Source organism: Haladaptatus sp. SPP-AMP-3, from assembly GCF_049568665.1.
GTDB classification, from domain to species: Archaea; Halobacteriota; Halobacteria; order Halobacteriales; family Haladaptataceae; genus Haladaptatus; species Haladaptatus paucihalophilus.
This window is the reverse complement of the sequence record NZ_CP145897.1, coordinates 1,801,455-1,820,240: the sequence shown is the minus strand read 5'-3', so window position 1 is coordinate 1,820,240 and position 18,786 is coordinate 1,801,455. Positions and strand designations below refer to the sequence as shown.

19 protein-coding genes are annotated in these 18,786 nt (G+C 62.5%); 12 read left to right on the top strand and 7 right to left on the bottom strand.

Annotated elements, in window-relative coordinates; all coding sequences use genetic code 11:
- The first annotated feature begins 76 nt into the window (after positions 1 to 76).
- Positions 77 to 1,102, top strand: a complete 1,026-nt coding sequence (locus tag V5735_RS10180) for a phosphotransferase family protein (protein ID WP_423743418.1) — start codon at positions 77 to 79, stop codon at positions 1,100 to 1,102.
- Positions 1,103 to 1,129: 27 nt separating this feature from the next.
- Here V5735_RS10180 and V5735_RS10175 read toward each other — a convergent pair whose 3' ends face one another.
- The 5 genes from V5735_RS10175 to V5735_RS10155 form a co-directional block, all read right to left on the bottom strand.
- Positions 1,130 to 2,251, bottom strand: a complete 1,122-nt coding sequence (locus V5735_RS10175; RefSeq protein ID WP_423743417.1) for a DHH family phosphoesterase — start codon at positions 2,249 to 2,251, stop codon at positions 1,130 to 1,132.
- Positions 2,252 to 2,346: 95 nt separating this feature from the next.
- On the bottom strand, positions 2,347 to 3,108 hold the full coding sequence (locus tag V5735_RS10170; RefSeq protein WP_423743416.1) for a deacylase: 762 nt from the start codon (positions 3,106 to 3,108) through the stop codon (positions 2,347 to 2,349).
- A gap of 189 nt (positions 3,109 to 3,297) precedes the next feature.
- On the bottom strand, positions 3,298 to 4,092 hold the full coding sequence (locus V5735_RS10165) for an ABC transporter permease subunit (protein ID WP_423743415.1): 795 nt from the start codon (positions 4,090 to 4,092) through the stop codon (positions 3,298 to 3,300).
- Positions 4,089 to 5,000: an ABC transporter ATP-binding protein gene (locus V5735_RS10160; protein ID WP_423743414.1), complete on the bottom strand. Its 912-nt coding sequence runs from the start codon at positions 4,998 to 5,000 to the stop codon at positions 4,089 to 4,091. The genes V5735_RS10165 and V5735_RS10160 overlap by 4 nt, the downstream gene beginning before the upstream one ends.
- A gap of 36 nt (positions 5,001 to 5,036) precedes the next feature.
- Positions 5,037 to 5,471 carry a universal stress protein gene (locus tag V5735_RS10155; protein WP_423743413.1) on the bottom strand — a complete coding sequence of 145 codons (435 nt, stop codon included), beginning with the start codon at positions 5,469 to 5,471 and terminating at the stop codon, positions 5,037 to 5,039.
- A gap of 314 nt (positions 5,472 to 5,785) precedes the next feature.
- Between V5735_RS10155 and V5735_RS10150 the strand changes: the two genes are divergently transcribed.
- Positions 5,786 to 6,241 carry a universal stress protein gene (locus V5735_RS10150; RefSeq protein WP_423743412.1) on the top strand — a complete coding sequence of 152 codons (456 nt, stop codon included), beginning with the start codon at positions 5,786 to 5,788 and terminating at the stop codon, positions 6,239 to 6,241.
- A 42-nt stretch (positions 6,242 to 6,283) separates the two neighbouring features.
- Here V5735_RS10150 and V5735_RS10145 read toward each other — a convergent pair whose 3' ends face one another.
- Entirely contained in the window at positions 6,284 to 6,826 is a 543-nt protein-coding gene (locus V5735_RS10145; protein ID WP_423743411.1) for a hypothetical protein, read from the bottom strand.
- Between the two features lie 148 nt (positions 6,827 to 6,974).
- Between V5735_RS10145 and V5735_RS10140 the strand changes: the two genes are divergently transcribed.
- Positions 6,975 to 7,772 (top strand): DNA polymerase sliding clamp, encoded by a 798-nt coding sequence (locus V5735_RS10140; RefSeq protein WP_423743410.1) that lies wholly within the window; start codon positions 6,975 to 6,977, stop codon positions 7,770 to 7,772.
- 163 nt (positions 7,773 to 7,935) lie between these two features.
- Entirely contained in the window at positions 7,936 to 8,466 is a 531-nt protein-coding gene (locus V5735_RS10135) for a DUF7529 family protein (RefSeq protein WP_423743409.1), read from the top strand.
- A gap of 2 nt (positions 8,467 to 8,468) precedes the next feature.
- Here the strand turns inward: V5735_RS10135 and V5735_RS10130 are convergent, their stop codons facing one another.
- A complete protein-coding gene (locus tag V5735_RS10130; RefSeq protein WP_423743408.1) occupies positions 8,469 to 9,209 on the bottom strand; it encodes a DUF5806 family protein in 741 nt (246 codons plus the stop codon).
- Positions 9,210 to 9,285: 76 nt separating this feature from the next.
- Here V5735_RS10130 and V5735_RS10125 point away from each other — a divergent pair, with 76 nt between their 5' ends.
- From V5735_RS10125 to V5735_RS10090, 8 genes are all read left to right on the top strand, one after another.
- A complete protein-coding gene (locus V5735_RS10125) occupies positions 9,286 to 9,654 on the top strand; it encodes a universal stress protein (RefSeq protein WP_423743407.1) in 369 nt (122 codons plus the stop codon).
- Positions 9,651 to 10,178 carry an N-acetyltransferase family protein gene (locus V5735_RS10120; protein ID WP_423743406.1) on the top strand — a complete coding sequence of 176 codons (528 nt, stop codon included), beginning with the start codon at positions 9,651 to 9,653 and terminating at the stop codon, positions 10,176 to 10,178. Before V5735_RS10125 ends, V5735_RS10120 begins: the two co-directional genes overlap by 4 nt.
- A 79-nt stretch (positions 10,179 to 10,257) precedes the next feature.
- The gene (locus V5735_RS10115; RefSeq protein WP_423743405.1) at positions 10,258 to 12,783 is read left to right on the top strand and encodes a dipeptide ABC transporter ATP-binding protein; all 2,526 of its coding nucleotides are present in this window, start codon (positions 10,258 to 10,260) and stop codon (positions 12,781 to 12,783) included.
- Between the two features lie 120 nt (positions 12,784 to 12,903).
- The gene (locus V5735_RS10110) at positions 12,904 to 14,574 is read left to right on the top strand and encodes an ABC transporter substrate-binding protein (RefSeq protein WP_423743404.1); all 1,671 of its coding nucleotides are present in this window, start codon (positions 12,904 to 12,906) and stop codon (positions 14,572 to 14,574) included.
- 141 nt (positions 14,575 to 14,715) lie between these two features.
- Positions 14,716 to 16,416, top strand: a complete 1,701-nt coding sequence (locus V5735_RS10105) for an ABC transporter substrate-binding protein (RefSeq protein WP_423743403.1) — start codon at positions 14,716 to 14,718, stop codon at positions 16,414 to 16,416.
- Positions 16,417 to 16,468: 52 nt separating this feature from the next.
- A complete protein-coding gene (locus V5735_RS10100) occupies positions 16,469 to 17,482 on the top strand; it encodes an ABC transporter permease (RefSeq protein ID WP_007980116.1) in 1,014 nt (337 codons plus the stop codon).
- On the top strand, positions 17,479 to 18,405 hold the full coding sequence (locus V5735_RS10095; RefSeq protein WP_007980114.1) for an ABC transporter permease: 927 nt from the start codon (positions 17,479 to 17,481) through the stop codon (positions 18,403 to 18,405). The genes V5735_RS10100 and V5735_RS10095 overlap by 4 nt, the downstream gene beginning before the upstream one ends.
- Positions 18,405 to 18,761 carry a DUF7268 family protein gene (locus V5735_RS10090; protein WP_423743402.1) on the top strand — a complete coding sequence of 119 codons (357 nt, stop codon included), beginning with the start codon at positions 18,405 to 18,407 and terminating at the stop codon, positions 18,759 to 18,761. The genes V5735_RS10095 and V5735_RS10090 overlap by 1 nt, the downstream gene beginning before the upstream one ends.
- Positions 18,762 to 18,786: the final 25 nt, after the last annotated feature.

The window sequence follows — 18,786 nt, the reverse complement described above, 5'->3', positions numbered from 1 at the left end:
CGGTCGAGTTGCTGTTGGCGGCTCGACACCACAAGGTTTCTACCGCCGTGGCCGCGAGTCACCGACCGTCGAAGCTATGACGGATACGACTCTGCAGACCGAGCGCGTGCCGCGATTGGTGCAGGAAATCCTCGGCGAGCGGACGGTCACGAACGTGGTACCGGCCGACGAGGGGACCGACGACGTGTTCTTCGTCACCGTCGAGATGCCGGACGGGGACCGGAGTTGCGTGTTGAAATCCCGCTCGTTCGTGGACCCGCCGTCGTTTCGGGTGGAACCAAGAATCCTCGACTTCGTGAATCGCCGAACGGGGATTCCGGTACCGAACGTCCTCGGGTACGTCGACGAGCACGACGACCTGTCCGCACCCTTCTTCCTGATGGAGCGGGCACCCGGCGAGGCGGTTTCCGGCCCGCCGTCGCTGACCGACGATGCCCTCTCCCGAACGGCGCACGATGCCGGGCGACACCTCGGCGAACTTCACGCCGCCGCCACGTTCGACGGCTACGGATGGCTTCGGGCGGGGATGGATGTCGACGCCGAACCGAGCGCGGGCGACCTCTCGCTCGCCGACCTCGAACCTGACTGGCCCGCACGGGTTCGTTCCTACGCCGAGGCGAACCTCTCGCGTATCGAGGAGTCGGAGCGATTCGCCGACCTGACCGACGACCTGCGCGCCGGTCTGGATAGCCATCTCGAAGCCGTTCCCGAGGACCCCGAGCCGGTGCTCCTCCACGACGACTACCGCTTCGGGAACCTCCTCGTCGATTCGGAGACGGGTGCCGTTCGGACGGTCCTCGATTGGGGGAACCAGTTCACCGGTCACCACGAGTTCGACCTCGCGACGACGGAACACTACCTGTGCGGTCGGCGTCCGCTCGACGCCGACCGCCGGGCAATCGTCCACGACGCGCTGTTGGAAGGCTATGCGGAGACCAATGAACTGACCCGCGATGATGCGTTTCGTCGGCGACAGCGGGCCTATCGCTTCGTCGCGCAACTGTGCGCCCTCGCGTGGTTCGACCTGTGGTATCGCGGAAGCGACGACCCGGAAAAAGACGCGACGCGGCAGAAAGAACTCGCGCTGTCGTTGCTTCCCTGAACGCGGTTCGACTCTTCCGCCGAACGTTTATTCGTCCGCTTCGTCCGTCTCGCCCGCTTCGAACTCCTCCGCCGCCTCGTCGTCTGCGTGTTTCAGGTTCCAGAACGCCTCCAGAATCACTCGTTTCGTCACCGCACCCTGTGTCGTCCAGTGGTGGGCGTAATCGAGCATGTCGTCGTAGATGCTCGGCTTGCACCCCGCCGCCTTCGGGTGGCCGCCCCCGTTGACTTGCCGTGCGACCTCGTGGCAGCGCTCGAACTCGTCGGTCCCGCGGATGCTCGCGCTCCCGGCGGGTTTGACGACGACCGAGGCGTCCGCGCCTCGCTCGCGCATCGCTTCGGCGACTTCGTTCTGCGAACAACGACCGTAGGTGACGCCCACCGTCCAGTCGCCGATCTGTTTCATGTCGGCGCGCTCGACCGCCCGCTCGATGAGGGCTTCCTTCTCGACGCGCCGTTCCGCGAGGAACTCCTCGACGTCCTCGGGGAGGTCCGCGCCGTTGGCCTGGATGACCTCCATGTACTCCTCGGGTTCCGCCCAGTAGGAGTAGTCCGCGAGGTCGTCGCTCCGCGGGTCGTTCCGGAGCCACAGGTCGTGGTCCCGCGTGACTTCCGCGAGTTCGACGAGGTAGTCCGGGAAGTCGTAGTCGAGCGACCGGGCAACCACGTCGGCGGTGCACTCCTCGTCCGATTCGCCGATGACGAGTTCGATGCCGAGGGCGCGAATCGCGTCGGCCACCGCGTCGTCCCACTGGTGGTGGTCGAACCAGAACACTTCGTCCGCCTCCTCGACCAGCGTTTCGAGTTCCCGTGCGACCGGTTCGTAGGCGTCGGGACAGAGGTCACAGATGAACACGGTCGCGCCGGGTTCGCTGTACTCGACGACCCGTTCGAGCGCGTCCGCGAGGTCGTGTGGTCCCGCGTCGATGAGCGCCGTTTCGCCGTACGCCTCGCGGACGAGCGCCGTGGCGGCCAATCCGTCGGCGTCCGGGTCGGCGACGACCGCCCGCTCCGCTCCCGTCAGTTCTTCCTTCGCTTCCTGTTCTTCTTGTTGTGCTTCGAACGAATCTGGAAAGAAAAAGCCCTCGCCCGGGAGAAGGGATTTCCGTTCGAGCGAGAGGTTCTCGTCGTCGATGACCCAATCTTTCATACTCCCACTCCGACCCCCGACGCAAAGAGTTCCCGGTTATGGGTTCCGATGGTTCGCCGCCCGACCGGTCGGATGTTCAACCGTTTTTCGGTCGGCTACTCGTACGTCCGGTCGATTCCGTTTCGGCGGAGGAGATGACGAACCATGTTCAGCGTCCAATTGACGCGCGTGTGGAGGTCCGTTCCGTACCGCGTCGTATCGAGGAGGTAGCCCGGAATTCCCATGTCCGCACTAATTTTGTGCATCAACACCGGCTTCGACCCGTCGAGGACCTCCCCCATCTTGAACTCGTAATACTCCGGGAGCGAGTCCGAGAGGTGATATCGGTTCATGTACGTCGCGGTTTTCGTCGCGTCGCGGTCCGCGCCCTCCGCGAGCGTCGGATAGACGGCCTGTCCGTCACCGTCCGGCCCTTCGGCCTCGCGGTAAATCCCCTCCGAACTGTGGAGCGTCAACACCGTCTTCGGGTCGTGGTAGTCGATAGTTTCCCACAGCGTGCGGGCGAGCGCCGACGTCGGTTCGTGGCCCGAGGGGAACTGCCAATTCAGGTTCCCGTCGTCGTTCGAGTACGTTCCCCGCTCGATGGCGACCGGATTCGCGCGCGGAATCACGATGAGTTTCCCCTTGTCTATCGACCACGACGTAATCGCATCCGCGGCGCGGTACCCGGCCTCCTCGTTTCCGTGGATGCCGCCGACGACGACGGCCGTCGGTCCGGGTTCACCGGAGTTCGTGATGTGCACCTCCGTTTCGTCCTCCGTCCCCCGTCGAATCCGATAGGACGACCGTTCTTCCATCGCCGCCGCACCGATTCCGGACGCCGCCGTCGCCGCCGCGAGAACGCTCCCCGACTTCAAGAGAAATCCTCTCCGCGAACTGCCACCGGTAGACACTACTCGTTTCGATTTTGAACGCTGGCTGTCAACCATCTCAAAATAACACGACACATCGACTGTTATTATGGATTTCTAACGAAAAAATATATATTAATACAAACAGACAACAGGTTTCCAGCGCGACTGGAATCGTCCGCTTGACCGGGCGGCTCAGATGTCCACCGAACTGAACCGCCGGTAGCCGAGCACCACCGGAATCACGGCCCACGCGACAAGGACGAGGAGGGCGAACCACCCGGTGTGGTAGAACGTGCTCCCGACGTTCCCGTGTACCAACGTGTCCATCCCGGTCGAGTAGGCTTTGACGGGACTGAGGCTGTCGATGACGTTCGCCCACGCGGGCGGTGCGCCCCTCGGACTCGAAAACCCGTTGAGGACGTACCGAATCACGAGCGGAACCGACGACCAACCGAGAAACGTTAGCAGGAAGAACCCGACGCTCGTCGCCATCGCCCGATTGCTCGTCGGCGAGGCGGCCGAGAGACAGACCGCCGAACTCGTGTACGCCGCCGTGAGTAGGAACACGAGGACGAGGAACGCGACGTACTCCACGAGCGGCAGCGACCCGCCGAATGCGATGAATATCGCCGTCGCGGCGAACACGCCGACGAACGTGGCCGTTCCGACCACCGCGGCCCGCCCGACGGCTTTGCCCGCGATTACGTCCCGGCGGGTGTACGGAAGCGCGAGCAGGAGTTTCAGGCTCCCGAGTTCGCGCTCCGCGGCTATCGCGCCGTAACTCATCATCAACCCCGCCAGCGGTGCGAAGAAGACCAGTATTCCCATCTGTCCGAAGAAGTCCACCGTGCCGGGGTTCCGTGCATGGCTCATTCCGAGGTACGTCGGCACGGCGAGGAAGAGGACGAACCCGACGGCCGCGGTCCCGAGCGACCACTTCCGATGAGCGTCGAGGAAGTCCTTTTTCGCCATGACGCGCCAGTTCATGCCGGGACCTCCGTCGTGTACGTCGTGAACAACTCTTCGAGCGACGCCTCCTCGGTGTCGAAGTCCAGAACGGTGTCGCCCGCCGACTCGATGGCGTCGAGCGCGCGCTTTTTCGCCCGGTCGGTACAGGCCACTACGAGCGTCGTTCCGTCGGCCGAGACGTGACCGACGCCCTCGACGGCGCGCACCCGGTCGAGCGTCCCCGACGAGAGGCGGTCCACCTCGACGGTCAGCGAGGCACCGCTCCCGACCGTTCGGCGGAGTCCGTCGATGGAGTCCACCGTGACCAACTCCCCGTCGTCGAGGATTCCAACGCGGTCACAGACGGCTTCGACCTGCTCTAATATGTGGCTGGAGAAGAACACGGTCGTCCCGCGGTCGCGCTCCTCCCGGATGATTTCGCGCATCGCCAGCGCGCCGTTCGGGTCGAGGCCGGTCGTCGGTTCGTCGAGGATGAGCAGGTCCGGGTCGCCGACGAGCGCCATGCCGAGGATGAGTCGCTGGGTCATCCCCTTCGAGAACCCCTCGACCCGTCGGTCGGCCGCTTCCGGGATGCCGACCCGCTGGAGGATTCGCATCGGGTCGTCGTCCACGCCGCGGGTTTCGATGACGAATTCGAGGTGTTGGCGCGCGTTGAGGTGGTCGTAGGCGTGGTACGCGTCGGGGAGGACGCCGATTCGCTCGTGGACGCGGCGGGTGTCACGCTGGGCGTCGTGGCCGAACACGGTGACGGTCCCGCTCGTCGGTCGCACGTAATCGAGAATCATGTCGATGGTGGTCGACTTCCCCGCGCCGTTGGGTCCGAGGAAACCGAACACTTCCCCCTCTTTGATTTGGAGGTTCAGGTTGCGGAGGGCGACGACGCTCCCGAAGCGCTTGGAAACGTCGGTCAATTCGATGGCGGTCATGCCGCGAACATCGTAACCACCTGATATATGCTTTTATCACGCCTCGCTGGGGTCGAGTTGCCGAACCGTCAACACGGGCGTCGGACAGGTCCGAACGACGCGCTCCGCGACGCTTCCGATGAGGAATCGGTTTTCGCCGTGCCGTCCCCGCGTCCCCGTGGCAACCAGGTCCGCGTCGTGTTCGCGTGCGTACTCCCCGATTTCGGCGGCCGGGTCGCCTTCCCTGACCGCTGTGGTGACGCTCTCACCGTTGCGTTCGCGGACCGATTCGAGCGCCTTCTCGCCCTGCGATTCGAGCGCGTCTTGAAACTCCTCGCGGAGCGTTTCGGGGGAGGACTCGACCTCGCCCGCATCCACGACGTAGAGCGCGTGAACGGCGGCGTCGAATCGGCGGGCGAGGTCGAGCGCGACCGTCACTGCTCGTTCGACGCTCTCGGAGCCATCGGTGGCGATGACCACGGTATCTATCATCGTTTTTCCATCCTCCCTCATCGTTCTTAAAGACTGAGTGGCTAAATTGCGTCAATCCAAACTGCTAAGGTGCATGGTGCGTGTTATCAGGACGCCCGACGGGGCAAGGTTGCACTCAAACCGCAATCACATCCGATTGCGGTTTGTTCATGGACTCTATTCTACGCCGCAGCGACGCCCGTACGGTTTCCCTTCGGTAGTCGAAAAGGAACCCGCCGCAGTCGAAGCGGAATCCGCCGCAGTCGAAAACGACACCGACGGCGAGCGGCCGCCACGGGAGAAGGTTTTTGCCTCGTCTACGCGCAGCCACGGGTATGACCGAGTCGCCAGTCGAAGTGAATACGGTACTCGTTCCGGTGGACGGAAGCGACGAATCGGTGCGGGCCATCGAGTACGCGGTTTCCATCGCGGAGCGGTACGACGCCGCCGTTCACGCCCTCTACGTCTTCGGCGAAGAGGTATCCCGAGCCATCGAAACGGGCGCTATCGAGGAGGACGACATCATCGACGAAACCGAGTCGTTCATCGACAGCGCCCGCGCGGTAGCGTCGGAGTCGGACATCGAACTCCGCAGTTCCATCGCCTACGGGTTCTCGACGCGGCGAAAGCTCCAACATCCGGGAAGCGCCGTCCTCGACTGCGCCGACGAGATAAACGCCGACTTCATCGTCATCCCGCGGGAACCGCTCTCGGGCGAACCCGGCGAGGTGTTGGAGAAGGCCGCGGAGTACGTGCTCCTCTACGCCAGCCAACCTGTCCTCTCGATCTGATTTTCGCCCGTTTGTTCGCGCTGGAAGTCGTTGGGTCGCGCGCTAGAAGTTGGTCACTTTCGATTGAATCCGGCCGTCGTCTATTTTCGAGGTCGCCTCGTCGGTATCCCTGAAATACCGCGCCAGTTCGTCCATCCGAACCTCGTCGCTGTCGTGTAAGTACGCGATTTCGGTGAGGGATAGCGTCTCCCCCGATTCCAGTTTGTGCACCAACTGCTCGACGGTGAGCGACTGAAAGGTCGTGTCGAGTCGAACCGTCGCCACCCGTCCGTTCTTCGCCTCGGCCACGTTGATGGCTTCGTTCAGCACCGTTTCGAACTCCAGACTCGTATCCGCGGTCGCTCGGTACAGGAACGAAACCGCGGAGACGAGCGCGTCGAACGCTTCGGCTCCCTCCATGTTCTCGACCCGTTTCTCGAAGACGAGTTCGCGGTCGTGCTCCGAGAGGTGCTCGACGAGGAGTTCGAAGTCGAGAAGCGCGTCGAATATCCGGTCACGAATCCGCGCGCGGGTGTTCCGTTCCGACTGCGTGCTCGCAAGGTCGGACTCGCCGCGGAGGTACGTGCGGTCGGCCTCACTCAACATGCCTCGTGGTCGTGGATCTCCACTCATAACTTATTTCGGGTTATGAATTGGTACACCAAGATATATAAATAACCTGATTTGGGTTATCTATGTGATATTCTAGCAAAACGTTTATTGGATTGATTTCTGATAGGTAATGTGATAACAGATGGATGAAACAGGAACGAGCGCCCGACAGGCCGATGTCGAGGACCAGTTGCTGCACGTGGTAGTAGACGCCGGGACGATTCAAACGACGGTCGCGCTCGTCGATGCGTTGGTCGATGAGTGTCATCTCTACTTCGACGAAGACGGGATTCGAATTCCGGCGATGGACCCGGCGACCGTGGCCGCGGTCGACCTCACGCTGGGGCGTTCCGCGTTCGAAGCGTACGAAACCGAGGACGCTCACATCGGCGTCGACCTTTCTCGCCTCGGCGATATCGTCGGCATGGCCGACCGCGGGCAGTTGCTATCGTTCACGTTGAATTCCGAAACTCGGAAACTCGAAATCCGAATCGGCGAACTCACGTACACCCTCGCACTCCTCGACCCCGAGACGGTTCGTTCTCCCCCCGAAGCGACCGACGCCGAGTTCGAGTTTACCGGGTCGGTCGTCACCGAGTCCGGGGAACTCAGTCGCGCGGTGAAAGCGGCGGATATGGTTTCGAATCACGTCACGCTCGGCATCGACGAGGAACGGGACTCCTTCTACGCCGAGGCGACGGGCGATACGGACGACGTTTCGCTCGCTGTACCTGCTGACGAACTCGTCGACTTTTCCTCCGGCGATGCCCATTCGCTGTTCTCCATCGACTATCTGCGGGCCATCGACCGGGCGATGCCGAAAACCCCCGAAGTCAGCCTCGAACTCGGACTCGACATCCCGCTGGCGGTCCGGTATCCGTTCGCCGACGGCGCGGGGTCCGTCGAGTATATAGTTTGCCCGCGAATCGCGGCGAATTGAGGAATGTGGCGGTTCGATCCCGCCCCTCGTCCGACTTCTCGAACGCGCCGTTCGGTGCGCCATCCAGCACGGCGTTCGCGCAACTCCCCCGAGCATTCGTCCTTCTCTTCCCGTGAACCGCGATGACACAACGTTTTTACGCGAAAAACCCGCCCATCGGTGTATGGACGGTTCGACGCCGAACGCCACGGCGCACTCACGGGCGATGCCACATTGGGAGTCCGTCATCGCGGATATGGAAGCGACGACGGCGGAGTACGACGACGACGGGTGGGAAACCATGGAACTCCACCCCGGCGACGTAACGCCGCTCTGGAGCGACGAGGACGGCGAGTTCGGACTGGACGTCCTCGTCCCCGACAACGAGTTCGAGGCGCTGGAGGAACTGATGGACGGCGGCGTCTCGTTCGACGCCTTCGAAGCCTACCGCGCGCTCGCCGACGGACTCGTCTTCGCCGTCATCGTCATGGAGGACCGCGAGGACGAAACGGCGGTTCTCTACCCGGTGTACTACGACGTGCAGGGCGCAGAGGAGATGCTGGCCGACGCGATGGACGCGGGGAAGATGTACTCGTTCGTCCGAACGCTGAGCGAGGACCGCATCCGGTTCACCCACGACGACCCCTCGCTGTTCCAACCCCCCGAAGAACCAGAGACCGAAGACGCGGACTCCACCGAAGGAACCGACGAGTAACCCTACTTTTCGCCGCCGATTTCGTGCCCGCAGTGCGGGCACTCCATCTCGTCGTGGCGCAACTCCTCGCTGGATTCGCGGACTTCGCGCATGACGCTCGAAATCTTGTCCTCGGCGGCGAGTTCCTCCGCCACCGCGAGGTCCACGCCCTCGACTTCGAGCAGGAACTTCGCCACCTCGGTCACCTCGTACATCACGTCGTCCAACTCCTCGGCAGTGAAGAAGCCGGACATCGCGCCGTAGAGGAACGTCGCGCCCGCTTTCCGTATCTTCTCCTCGAACGCCGACCGCGCTTGATTCACGGCCTGCGGGGTGTACGTGTCGGTCATGAACGGGACCAAGTAGGGAAGGTTGTTCCCGATTTTGGTCATCTCCACGCCGGTTTCGGTTCGGAAGTCGGCACAAAGGCGCGCGATGGCCCACTCGCGGGCGGTGATGTAGGTTCGGTCGCGGAGGAACTCGTTGACTCGGTCGTACTCCGCCCCGTCCATCTTCTTGAACCGCGCGTATTTCTGCACCTCCGGCGGGATGTCCGGGGTCGAGTCTGCCCCATCCTCTCCCGTCGCGCCGTCGTCCGCCGGTTCGCTGGCGGCGTCCGTCGGTCCTTCGTCGGTACCGGCCGCATCCGTCGCCGCTTCGTCGGCCAACTGCTGTGAAACCCCTTCGCTCGTCTCGCGGGGCTGCTCTTCGTCTCCGTATTCGTCTTCGGCCTCCGGTTCGGGCGGGGAGGGGTCGTTCGACATATCCCGTCGTTACCGAGCGGGGTGCAAAAGCGTATCGCACCCAACTGTTTTGATACCCGGCGGAAATGGAGGTAGTATGAAGGTCTTATTAGGAATCGGCGGGAGCGACGACTCCCTCACCGCGCTCGAACGGACGGTATCGCGCGCGGTCGCGGCCGGCGATGAACTGACGGTCGCCATCCTCGACAATCCACAGAGCGACCGCTCGAAGGACGAAATCCGCGAGAAAGCGAACGGGGTGCTGGACGATTCCGAGTTGGAGGCGTCCGTTCGGGACGTTTCGGGAGACCCCGGAAGTCGCCTGCTCGACATCGCGGAGAGCGAGGGTTTCGACCAGATAGTTCTCGGCGGCGGCCAGCGCAGTCCCATGGGGAAGATTCGACTGGGCCACATCGCCGAGTTCGTCCTGCTAAACTCCCACGTTTCGGTGAAATTGGTACGATGAACGACGACCGACGCTTCCCCGACGACCCCGCTGGACCCTTCCCGGAGCCGCCGCAGACGTTCACCGACCGCGAGGGACGCGACATCGAAATCCGTCCCTTCGAGGAGGGCGACAAGGAACCGCTCGTCTCGATGTACGTCGATTTCGACCCGGCCGACCGCGCACAGGGAATTCCACCGGCCACGGAATACCGGGTGCGCGACTGGGTGGAAACCCTGACCGGGGGGGACGGTCTGAACGTCATCGCGTGGAACGACGACGACGTTGCGGGCCACGCGACCCTCGTCCCCGACGGTAACTCGTCGTACGAACTGGCAATCTTCGTCCATCAGGACTACCAGCGCGCGGGTATCGGCTCGCACCTCATCCGCACGCTCCTCGGCTACGGGCGAGCGCAGGACATCGACAAAGTGTGGCTGACGGTGGAGCGATGGAACCGCGCCGCCGTCAACCTCTACCGGAACGTCGGGTTCGAGACCGCGGACGCCGAGAGCTTCGAGTTGGAGATGGTTCTCCGACTGTAACGGTTCTTTTCGTTCGCGTGTCGTATGCTACACTCAACCGAACGGCTTTTCCTCACGCGACTACCATTGCCGCGTAATCGTGACCGATCTACTGTCCATCTCGAACCTGAAAACGCAGTTCCACACGGAACGAGGGACTGTCAAGGCGGTGGACGACTTCGACCTGAACATCCGAGAGGGAGAGACCATCGGACTCGTTGGCGAATCCGGGTCCGGGAAATCCGTGACCGCGCTCTCGGCGATGCAACTCATCGACGAACCGGGCGAGGTCGCCTCCGGCGACGTTCGTTTCCAACACGAGGAGGTCGCCGCGACGTTCGCAGACAAGTATCCGGGCGGCGTCGGGGAGTACGTCTTCCCCGACGAGGGGTACGTCGACATCATGTCGGCACCCGAATCTGTCATGCGGGACATCCGCGGCAGCGAGATGGGGATGATTTTCCAGGACCCCATGACCTCGCTCAACCCGGCGCTGACCGTGGGCGAGCAAGTCGCAGAGAGCCTGCAACTGCACCAGTACGGTGGCAAGCGGAAGGATAGCTGGTGGAACGCGGTGCGGGAAATCGCCCCGAAAATCAGCGGGGACGACATCGACGGCGAACTCCTCGAAGACACCATCGACATCCTCGAAGAGGTCGGGATTCCGGAACCCGAATCCCGCGTCGAGGAGTACCCGCACGAGTTCTCGGGCGGGATGCGCCAGCGCGTGCTCATCGCCATCGCGCTCGCCTGCAAGCCGAAACTGCTCATCGCGGACGAACCGACGACCGCACTGGACGTGACGATTCAGGCCCAGATTCTCGACCTCATCAACGACCTGCAGGACGAGTTGGGCATGTCCGTCTTCATGATCACCCACGACCTCGGCGTCGTCGCCGAGACGTGCGACCGCGTTGCGGTGATGTACGCGGGCGATTTGGTGGAGGTCGGGCCGGTGGACGAAATTTTCCACAACCCGAGCCATCCCTACACGTACGCCCTCCTCGAATCCATCCCGCGCGAGGACAAGGAGCGTCTGACCCCCATCGAGGGGAACGTTCCGGACCTCATCGACATGCCTGACGGATGCCACTTCGCCGACCGGTGTCCGTGGGCGCAACCGGAGTGTACGCAGGGCGAGATTCCGAACCTGCAACACGGCCCGGACGACGTGGACCACCGCGCGAAGTGCGTCCTCGAATCGTTCGACGGGACCGAATACGTCGAGGAACAGGAGAGCGTTACGACGGGCGAACACGAGGTGGGAGACACGCTCGTCACGGTGGACAGCCTGAAGAAACACTACTCGCGCGCGGACGACTTCCTCGACAAGTGGCTGTCCGACGGCGACGACAGCGTGAAAGCCGTCGACGGTATCTCGTTCGACATCTACGAGGGCGAGACCGTGGGGTTGGTCGGCGAATCCGGGTGTGGCAAATCCACCGCCGGTCGGTCGCTCCTCCGCCTCGAAACGCTGACCGACGGGCGGGTCGTCTTCGCCGGAACCGACCTCGGCGGGTTGGACGGCGACGAGATGCGCGAGGCGAGAAAGGACATGCAGATGATATTCCAGGACCCGCTGTCCAGCCTCGACCCGCGGATGTCCATCGGTCAAATCATCGCCGAACCGCTCTCGATTCACGGCCTCTCCGAAGGAAAACGACACGAGCGCGTGAACGAACTGATGGAGAACGTCGGTCTCGACCCCAGCCAGCGCGACCGGTATCCGCACGAAATCTCGGGCGGCCAGCGCCAGCGCGTCGGCATCGCCCGCGCGCTCGCGGTGGACCCCGACTTCATCGTCGCCGACGAACCGGTCTCGGCGCTGGACGTGTCCGTGCAGGCCCAGATTATCAACCTCCTCGAAGACCTGCAGGAGGAGTTCGGTCTGACGTTCCTGTTCATCGCCCACGACCTCTCCGTCGTGCGGCACATCTCCGACCGCATCGCGGTGATGTACCTCGGCGAAATCGTGGAAGTCGCGGACACAGACGAACTGTTCGCGGACCCGAAACACCCCTACACGCAAGCCCTGCTCTCCGCGATTCCCGAACCGGACCCGCGGGCGGACACGGACGACCGGGTCATCCTCAAGGGCGACGTGCCGTCGCCCATCGACCCGCCGAGCGGGTGTCACTTCCGAACGCGGTGTCCGCAGATAATCCCGCCGGAGGGAATGGACATCGACCAGCAGGCGTATCGTGAGGTGATGAACTACCGCGAACGCGTCGAAAACCGCGCCATCAACCTCGAATCGATTCACGAACAGGCGGTGGACGGAGGGCGGTCGGCACGGGCCGCCACGGATGGCGGTGAGAAGTCGACGGACGCCCGACCCTCGTCGGACGTGGGCTCCGGCGCTTCGACTGGCAGCGGGCAGGCGACCAGACGACCGGGGGATAATTCGTTCCACGCCGTACTCTGGGACCGACTGTTCGAGACGGAACCGACCGGCGAACCGCGCGACATCGTTTCCCAGTCGTTCGACTACCTCGCCGACGAGGACTGGGAGGCGGCAGAGTCGCTCCTCGCGAAACACTTCACGAGCGTCTGCGAACGAAAGAATCCGGTACTCCAAGACACCACCCATCCCTCGGCCTGCCACCTCTACGACCAACCCGAGTAGTTCCGTTCCCCGTCGCCGCTCTACGTTCTCGGTTTGACACGTTCGCTCCTTGTTCCAATCGTCGGTAACCGTGGTCCCGTCCGGCAGAACTATCACTATTATCGTTGACGTTTCTGGGGGATGTCACCAAACGACACGGTTTCGAGACGGAACTTTCTGAAAGCGGCCGGTGGCGCGACCGCCGCCGCGACGTTCGCCGACTCGGTTTCGGGGGTGGGTTCGGCGACGGCACAGGGGAATCAGCAAGGTGGATTGCTAACGTACGCACGCGGCAGCGATTCGGGGACCCTCGACCCGCAAAATACGACCAGCGGCGAGGACGTGAAAGTCACGAATCAGGTGTACGATACGCTCATCCAGTTCAAACCCGGCGAGACGAGTCTGACCAAGGGACTCGCGACGAACTGGAATTTGAAGGGGACGACGACGACGCTGAAACTCCGGGAGGGGGTGAAGTTCCAGAACGGCGAGACGTTCACGGCGGACGACGTGATAGCGACGTATCGCCGCTTCACCGATTCGAGCTATCAGTACTATCCGGGCGACAGTTACGTCTCGTCCTACGGACCGTTCACGCTCGGCAACTGGGTGAAGAACATGAAAAAGAACGGCGACTACAACCTGACCATCGAACTCAAGCAGAAGTACGCGCCGTTCCTGCGAAATCTGGCGATGTTCGCGTCGAGCATCCTCTCGGAGAAGGCCATCAAAAACCTCGGCAAGAAGTTGAGCAGCAACCCGGTCGGGACGGGACCGTTCCAGTTCGACAACTGGGACAAGAGCAACCAGCGGATTCGCCTGTCGGCGTACGACGACTACTGGGGAGACGGTCCGAACGTCGATCAGGTCGTGTTCACGGCCATCGCGTCGAACACGACGCGCGCCCAGACGCTCGACTCGGGCGACGCCGACATCATCGACGGCCTCGGCGCACAGTCCTCACAAATCGTCCGACAGTCGAACAACGCCAGCCTCAGGGAGAAGGAGGGAATCAACGTCGGCTACATGGCGTTCAACATGGCGAATGTGGAGGCGTTCCGCGACAAGCGGGTTCGACAGGCCATCAGCTACGCCATCAACACGAAGGCCATCGTCGATACCATCTTCAAGGGCATCGCGGAACAGGCCAGCCAACCGATTCCGTCGAACGTCCTCGGCTACAACAAGAACCTGAATCCGTACCCCTACAACCCGGACAAGGCGCGCTCGATGCTGAACGACGCCGGATACGGCGACGGCTTCTCGTTCGAGTTGGCGACGTTCAAGAATCCGCGCGCGTACAACCCGAGTCCGATTCAAGCCGCACAAGTCGTCAAGTCCAACCTGAACGACGTCGGCATCGACGTGACCATCAACCAACAGTCGTTCAACCCGTTCCTCAACTACACCGAGAGCGGCAAACACGACGCGTGTTTCCTCGGCTGGATGACGGACAACGCCGACCCGGACAACTTCTATTACGCGCTGTTGGACCCCGGTATCCCGGTTAACAAGGTCCCGAACGGGCAGGACTGGGTGAGCTTCGACACGAAGAATTTCAACACGCTCGACGTGGCGGCGTGGGCGAACACCGACTTCATGAAACTCGTCCGGCGCGCCCAGCGAACGTACGACGACAACCAGCGCGCGAAACTGTACCGACAGGCGGGAAAGCTCGCACACGACGAGGCTCCGTGGGTGTTCATGGACCACGCGAAGGAACTCCGTGGGGTCGGAAACAACGTCGACGGCTACGTCGTCGAACTCATCTCCGGCCCGTTCTTGAACCTCGTTTCGCTGCAAGGACAGTAAAAATCGCCCGAATCAACGGACATTCAACACAATTTTACGTAATGGATACGAAAAACGGCACAATATCATCGTTTCTTTCATTCGTTCATTGGATACTATAGCTCCGGTATGTTTATATAGAACATATGACCACACTGGCGTATGGCGTCACGCGACAGATTGACTGACAGACGTAGTTTCCTCAAAGCTGCTGGCGGCGCGGCCGCGGCAGCGACACTCGCGGGTTGTATCGGCGGCGAGACGGGCGACGACGACGGAACCGGCGACGGAACCGGCGACGGAACCGGCGACGGCAACGGCGGTTCGGGCGGTACGCTCACCTACGCCCGCGGTAGCAGTTCGGGGTCCCTCGACTTTCAGAACTCGACCAGCGGCGAAGTCGCAAAGGTGACGAACCAACTCTACGACACCCTCATCGCGTTCAAACCGGGCAAGACCTCGCTCACCGAGGGCCTCGCGACGAACTGGAACGTGGACGGCAAGACGGTCACGCTCGACCTCCGCAAGAACGTGAAGTTCCACAGCGGCGAGGACTTCACCGCGGACGACTTCGTGGCGACCTACCGCCGCTTCGTGGACGAGGATTACGAGTACTACCCCGGCAAGAAGTACGCCTCTTCCTACGGTCCGTACACGCTCGGCGTCGTCAAGAACGTCAAAGCGGACGGCGACCACAAACTCAAAATCAACTTGGAGAAGAAGTACGCGCCCATCCTCCCGAACCTCGCGATGTTCGTCTCCGCGGTCCACTCGAAGAAGGCGATTCAGGAGAAGGGCAAAAAGCTCAAATCCGACCCGGACGGCACCGGCCCGTTCAAGCTGAAGAACTGGGACCAGAGCAACAACCGCGTCCGCCTCGAAAAGAACGAGGACTACTGGGGCGACGGACCCTACGTGGACGAGGTCGTGTTCACCGTCGTCGGTAACAACACCTCGCGCGCCCAGACGCTCGACTCGGGCGACGCACAGGTCATCGACGGACTCGGTGCGCAGTCCTCACAGCAGGTCAAGAAATCCGGCAACGCGGAACTCGTTTCGGACGCCGGTATCAACATCGGTTACATGGCGTTCAACATGGCGAAGGTCGAGGCCTTCCAGAAAAAGAAGGTCCGACAGGCCATCAGCCACGCCATCAACACGAAAGCCATCGTCGAAACCATCTTCAAGGGTATCGCCAAGGAGGCCAACCAGCCGATTCCGAGCAGCGTGATGGGCTACAACGACAGCCTCAGCCCGTACAAACACGACAAGCAGAAGGCACAGAAGCTGCTGGACGAAGCGGGCTACGGCGACGGCTTCTCGTTCGAGTTGGCGACGTTCAAGAACCCGCGGACGTACAACCCGAGCCCGATTCAGGCGGCCCAGACGGTCAAGTCCAACCTGAAAGAGGTCGGCATCGACGTGACCATCAACCAGCAGGCGTTCGACCCGTTCCTCAACTACACGGAAACCGGGAAGCACGACGCGTGTTTCCTCGGCTGGATGACGGACAACGCCGACCCGGACAACTTCCACTACGCGCTGCTCCACCCCGGCGTCTCCATCGACGACGTGCCGGACGGACAGGATTGGATCAGCTTCGACACGGACGGCTTCAACACGCTCAACGTCGCGGGTTGGGCGAACACCGACTTCATGAAACTCGTCGAGGACGCGCAAGTGACCTACGACAACGAGACGCGCAAGAAGAAGTACAAGAAGGCCGGGAAAATCGCACACGACGAGGCCCCGTGGGTGTTCATGGACCACGCGAAGGACCTCCGCGGCGTCCACAACAGCGTCAGCGGCTTCAAACTCGCTCCCATCAGCGGTCCGTACCTGCGTCTGGTGAAGCTCAACTGATAAACCACGGTAACGAGCCTTTTTTGACCCCCGACGTTTGAGATTGGGGTAGATGATATCCAAGCGGTTCGTTATCAAACGACTGTTGCTACTTATTCCCGTGCTGTTCGGGGTGGCGACGTTCGTTTTCGCCATTCTCCAACTCTCACCGGGCGACCCCGCACGGGTGGTCGCGGGCCAGCGGGCCTCGGAAGCGTTCGTCCAGCAGGTTCGCCACGAGATGGGATTGGACCAACCGATCTGGGTCCAGTACGGGGATTTCCTGTGGAACGCGCTCCACCTCGACCTCGGACAGTCCTACCAGATTCGAAAAGGCGTGCCGGTCACGCAGATTCTCACGCACAGGCTCCCCGTCACCGTCGAGATGGCGCTGTACGGGCAGATATTCGGTATCCTGTTCGGCATCCCGCTCGGCGTGATTTCCGCCATCAAGCAGGACTCCGCGACCGACCATCTCACCCGAATCGGCGCACTGACCGGAATCAGCATCCCGATTTACTGGAGCGGACCGCTGCTCATCCTCCTGTTCGCCCAGTATCTCCACCTGTTCCCGCCGAGCGGTCGCATCGCCTCGGAGTACAGCATCAACCTCGTGACGGGACTCATCACGGTCGATACGCTGCTGAACGGCAACTTCGCGGCGTTCCAGTCGGCGGTGATGCACCTGTTCCTGCCCGCGCTCGTCATCGGCATCTACTCGATGGCGCTCATCTCGCGGATGATGCGGTCGTCCATGCTCGAAGTCGTGCGCCAGGACTACATCCGAACCGCCCGCGCGAAGGGACAGGGAACGAAAATCACGATGCTGAAACACGGCTTCCGCAACGCGCTGATTCCCGTCGTGACCGTCATCGGCATCCAGTTCGGCACCCTGCTCGGCGGCGCGGTGCTGACGGAAACCGTCTTCGGCATTCCGGGCATCGGGACGATGCTCGTGGACGCCATCGAAGTCGGTGACTTCCCGGTGGTACAGGGCACCGTGTTGACGTTCGCGCTCCTGTTCACGCTCGTCAACCTGTTCGTGGACATCACCTACTCCTACCTCGACCCGAGGATCCAACAATGAGCACGCAAACAGAAAACAGCGAAACGGTCTCCCGCGGGTTCTTCAGTCGCCTGCGGGCCTCGCCGTTCCTCTCCGAACTCCTGTCGAACCGCCTCGCGGTCACCGGTCTCACCATCATCCTCTTCATGATAGTGGTGGCGGTGTACGCGAGACTGACCATCGACCTCGCGGCCATCAAACAGTCTCGAATCGGTCTCCAGCCGAGTCTCGCAGCGCCGAGCGAGGCGTACCCCTTCGGGACCAATCTGCAGGCACAGAACATCTTCCCGCGCGTTCTCTACGGTGCGTGGTACGCCATGCTGTTCGGAACGGTGACGGTCGCCGCCTCGACGACGCTCGGGGTCGGCCTCGGCATCATCGCGGCTTACTACGGCGACCTGACGGATAACGTCATCATGCGGACGATGGACGTGCTGCTGGCGTTCCCGGCGCTCCTGCTCTCGCTCGCGCTGGTCGCCGTCTTCCCCGACGAGTGGGGACTGTGGCGCGCGGTCGCCGCGTTGACGCTCGTCTACACGCCGCGGTTCGCCCGCGTCGTCCGCGGCGCGGCGCTGAAAGTCCTCGAAGACGAGTACATCGACGCGACGGTGGCGCTGGGTGCGAAGAACCCGCGCGTGCTGGCCCGCCACGTCCTGCCGAACTGTCTCGCGCCCATCACGGTCCAGAGCACGCTCAACTTCGGCCTCGCCATCCTCGACCTCGCGGCGCTGTCGTTCCTCGGCTTCGGTGCCGACCCGGGAACCCCTTCGTGGGGACTGATGCTCTCGAACGGCGTCAAACACGGCCTGTTCAGCGTTCCGAGCGCGTGGTGGTGGTCGTTCTTCCCCGGTTTGTTCCTCGCCGTGACGGTGCTGGGCTTCAACCTGCTCGGTGACGGGATGCGCGACGCGCTCGACCCGCGGATGCGCGAAGCCGTGGACTGATGGATTTCGTCAGATATCTCCGTCCCCGCGTTCGTCTCGTCTCCCGGTTCGGCGGTGTCGGACTCGCGCTGGGCGGCGCGGGCGTTTTGCTCGTCGTCGCCGCGGGCGAGACGGTTTCGTTCGCCAGTCGGAAGGTCTTCGCCGTCACGGCGCTCGCGTTCGGTTTCGCCATCCTCGGCTGGTCGGGGTCGGTGTTCGCGGGGAGCGCGGTCGAAAACGCACAGAAGTACCTCGATTCGAACACGGGGTGGACCGAGGCGGACTCCCGAAAAGCGATGACGGTCATCGGCAGTCTCGGCGCTGGCGGCATGGTCGGCGTGACCGTTATGACGCTCGTCTTACGTGCGGCATACTGAGCCGTAAATGTTATGCCGACCTATC

Excerpts from the sequence above, each read along its gene's own strand:
- V5735_RS10155 (WP_423743413.1), bottom strand. The coding sequence starts at position 5,471 with ATGATAGATACCGTGGTCATCGCCACCGATGGCTCCGAGAGCGTCGAA.
- V5735_RS10130 (WP_423743408.1), bottom strand. The coding sequence starts at position 9,209 with ATGTCGAACGACCCCTCCCCGCCCGAACCGGAGGCCGAAGACGAATAC.
- V5735_RS10165 (WP_423743415.1), bottom strand. The coding sequence starts at position 4,092 with ATGAACTGGCGCGTCATGGCGAAAAAGGACTTCCTCGACGCTCATCGG.
- V5735_RS10110 (WP_423743404.1), top strand. The coding sequence starts at position 12,904 with ATGTCACCAAACGACACGGTTTCGAGACGGAACTTTCTGAAAGCGGCC.
- V5735_RS10095 (WP_007980114.1), top strand. The coding sequence starts at position 17,479 with ATGAGCACGCAAACAGAAAACAGCGAAACGGTCTCCCGCGGGTTCTTC.
- V5735_RS10160 (WP_423743414.1), bottom strand. The coding sequence starts at position 5,000 with ATGACCGCCATCGAATTGACCGACGTTTCCAAGCGCTTCGGGAGCGTC.
- V5735_RS10140 (WP_423743410.1), top strand. The coding sequence starts at position 6,975 with ATGGATGAAACAGGAACGAGCGCCCGACAGGCCGATGTCGAGGACCAG.
- V5735_RS10105 (WP_423743403.1), top strand. The coding sequence starts at position 14,716 with ATGGCGTCACGCGACAGATTGACTGACAGACGTAGTTTCCTCAAAGCT.
- V5735_RS10135 (WP_423743409.1), top strand. The coding sequence starts at position 7,936 with ATGGACGGTTCGACGCCGAACGCCACGGCGCACTCACGGGCGATGCCA.
- V5735_RS10125 (WP_423743407.1), top strand. The coding sequence starts at position 9,286 with ATGAAGGTCTTATTAGGAATCGGCGGGAGCGACGACTCCCTCACCGCG.
- V5735_RS10180 (WP_423743418.1), top strand. The coding sequence starts at position 77 with ATGACGGATACGACTCTGCAGACCGAGCGCGTGCCGCGATTGGTGCAG.
- V5735_RS10150 (WP_423743412.1), top strand. The coding sequence starts at position 5,786 with ATGACCGAGTCGCCAGTCGAAGTGAATACGGTACTCGTTCCGGTGGAC.
- V5735_RS10145 (WP_423743411.1), bottom strand. The coding sequence starts at position 6,826 with ATGTTGAGTGAGGCCGACCGCACGTACCTCCGCGGCGAGTCCGACCTT.
- V5735_RS10175 (WP_423743417.1), bottom strand. The coding sequence starts at position 2,251 with ATGAAAGATTGGGTCATCGACGACGAGAACCTCTCGCTCGAACGGAAA.
- V5735_RS10090 (WP_423743402.1), top strand. The coding sequence starts at position 18,405 with ATGGATTTCGTCAGATATCTCCGTCCCCGCGTTCGTCTCGTCTCCCGG.
- V5735_RS10100 (WP_007980116.1), top strand. The coding sequence starts at position 16,469 with ATGATATCCAAGCGGTTCGTTATCAAACGACTGTTGCTACTTATTCCC.
- V5735_RS10120 (WP_423743406.1), top strand. The coding sequence starts at position 9,651 with ATGAACGACGACCGACGCTTCCCCGACGACCCCGCTGGACCCTTCCCG.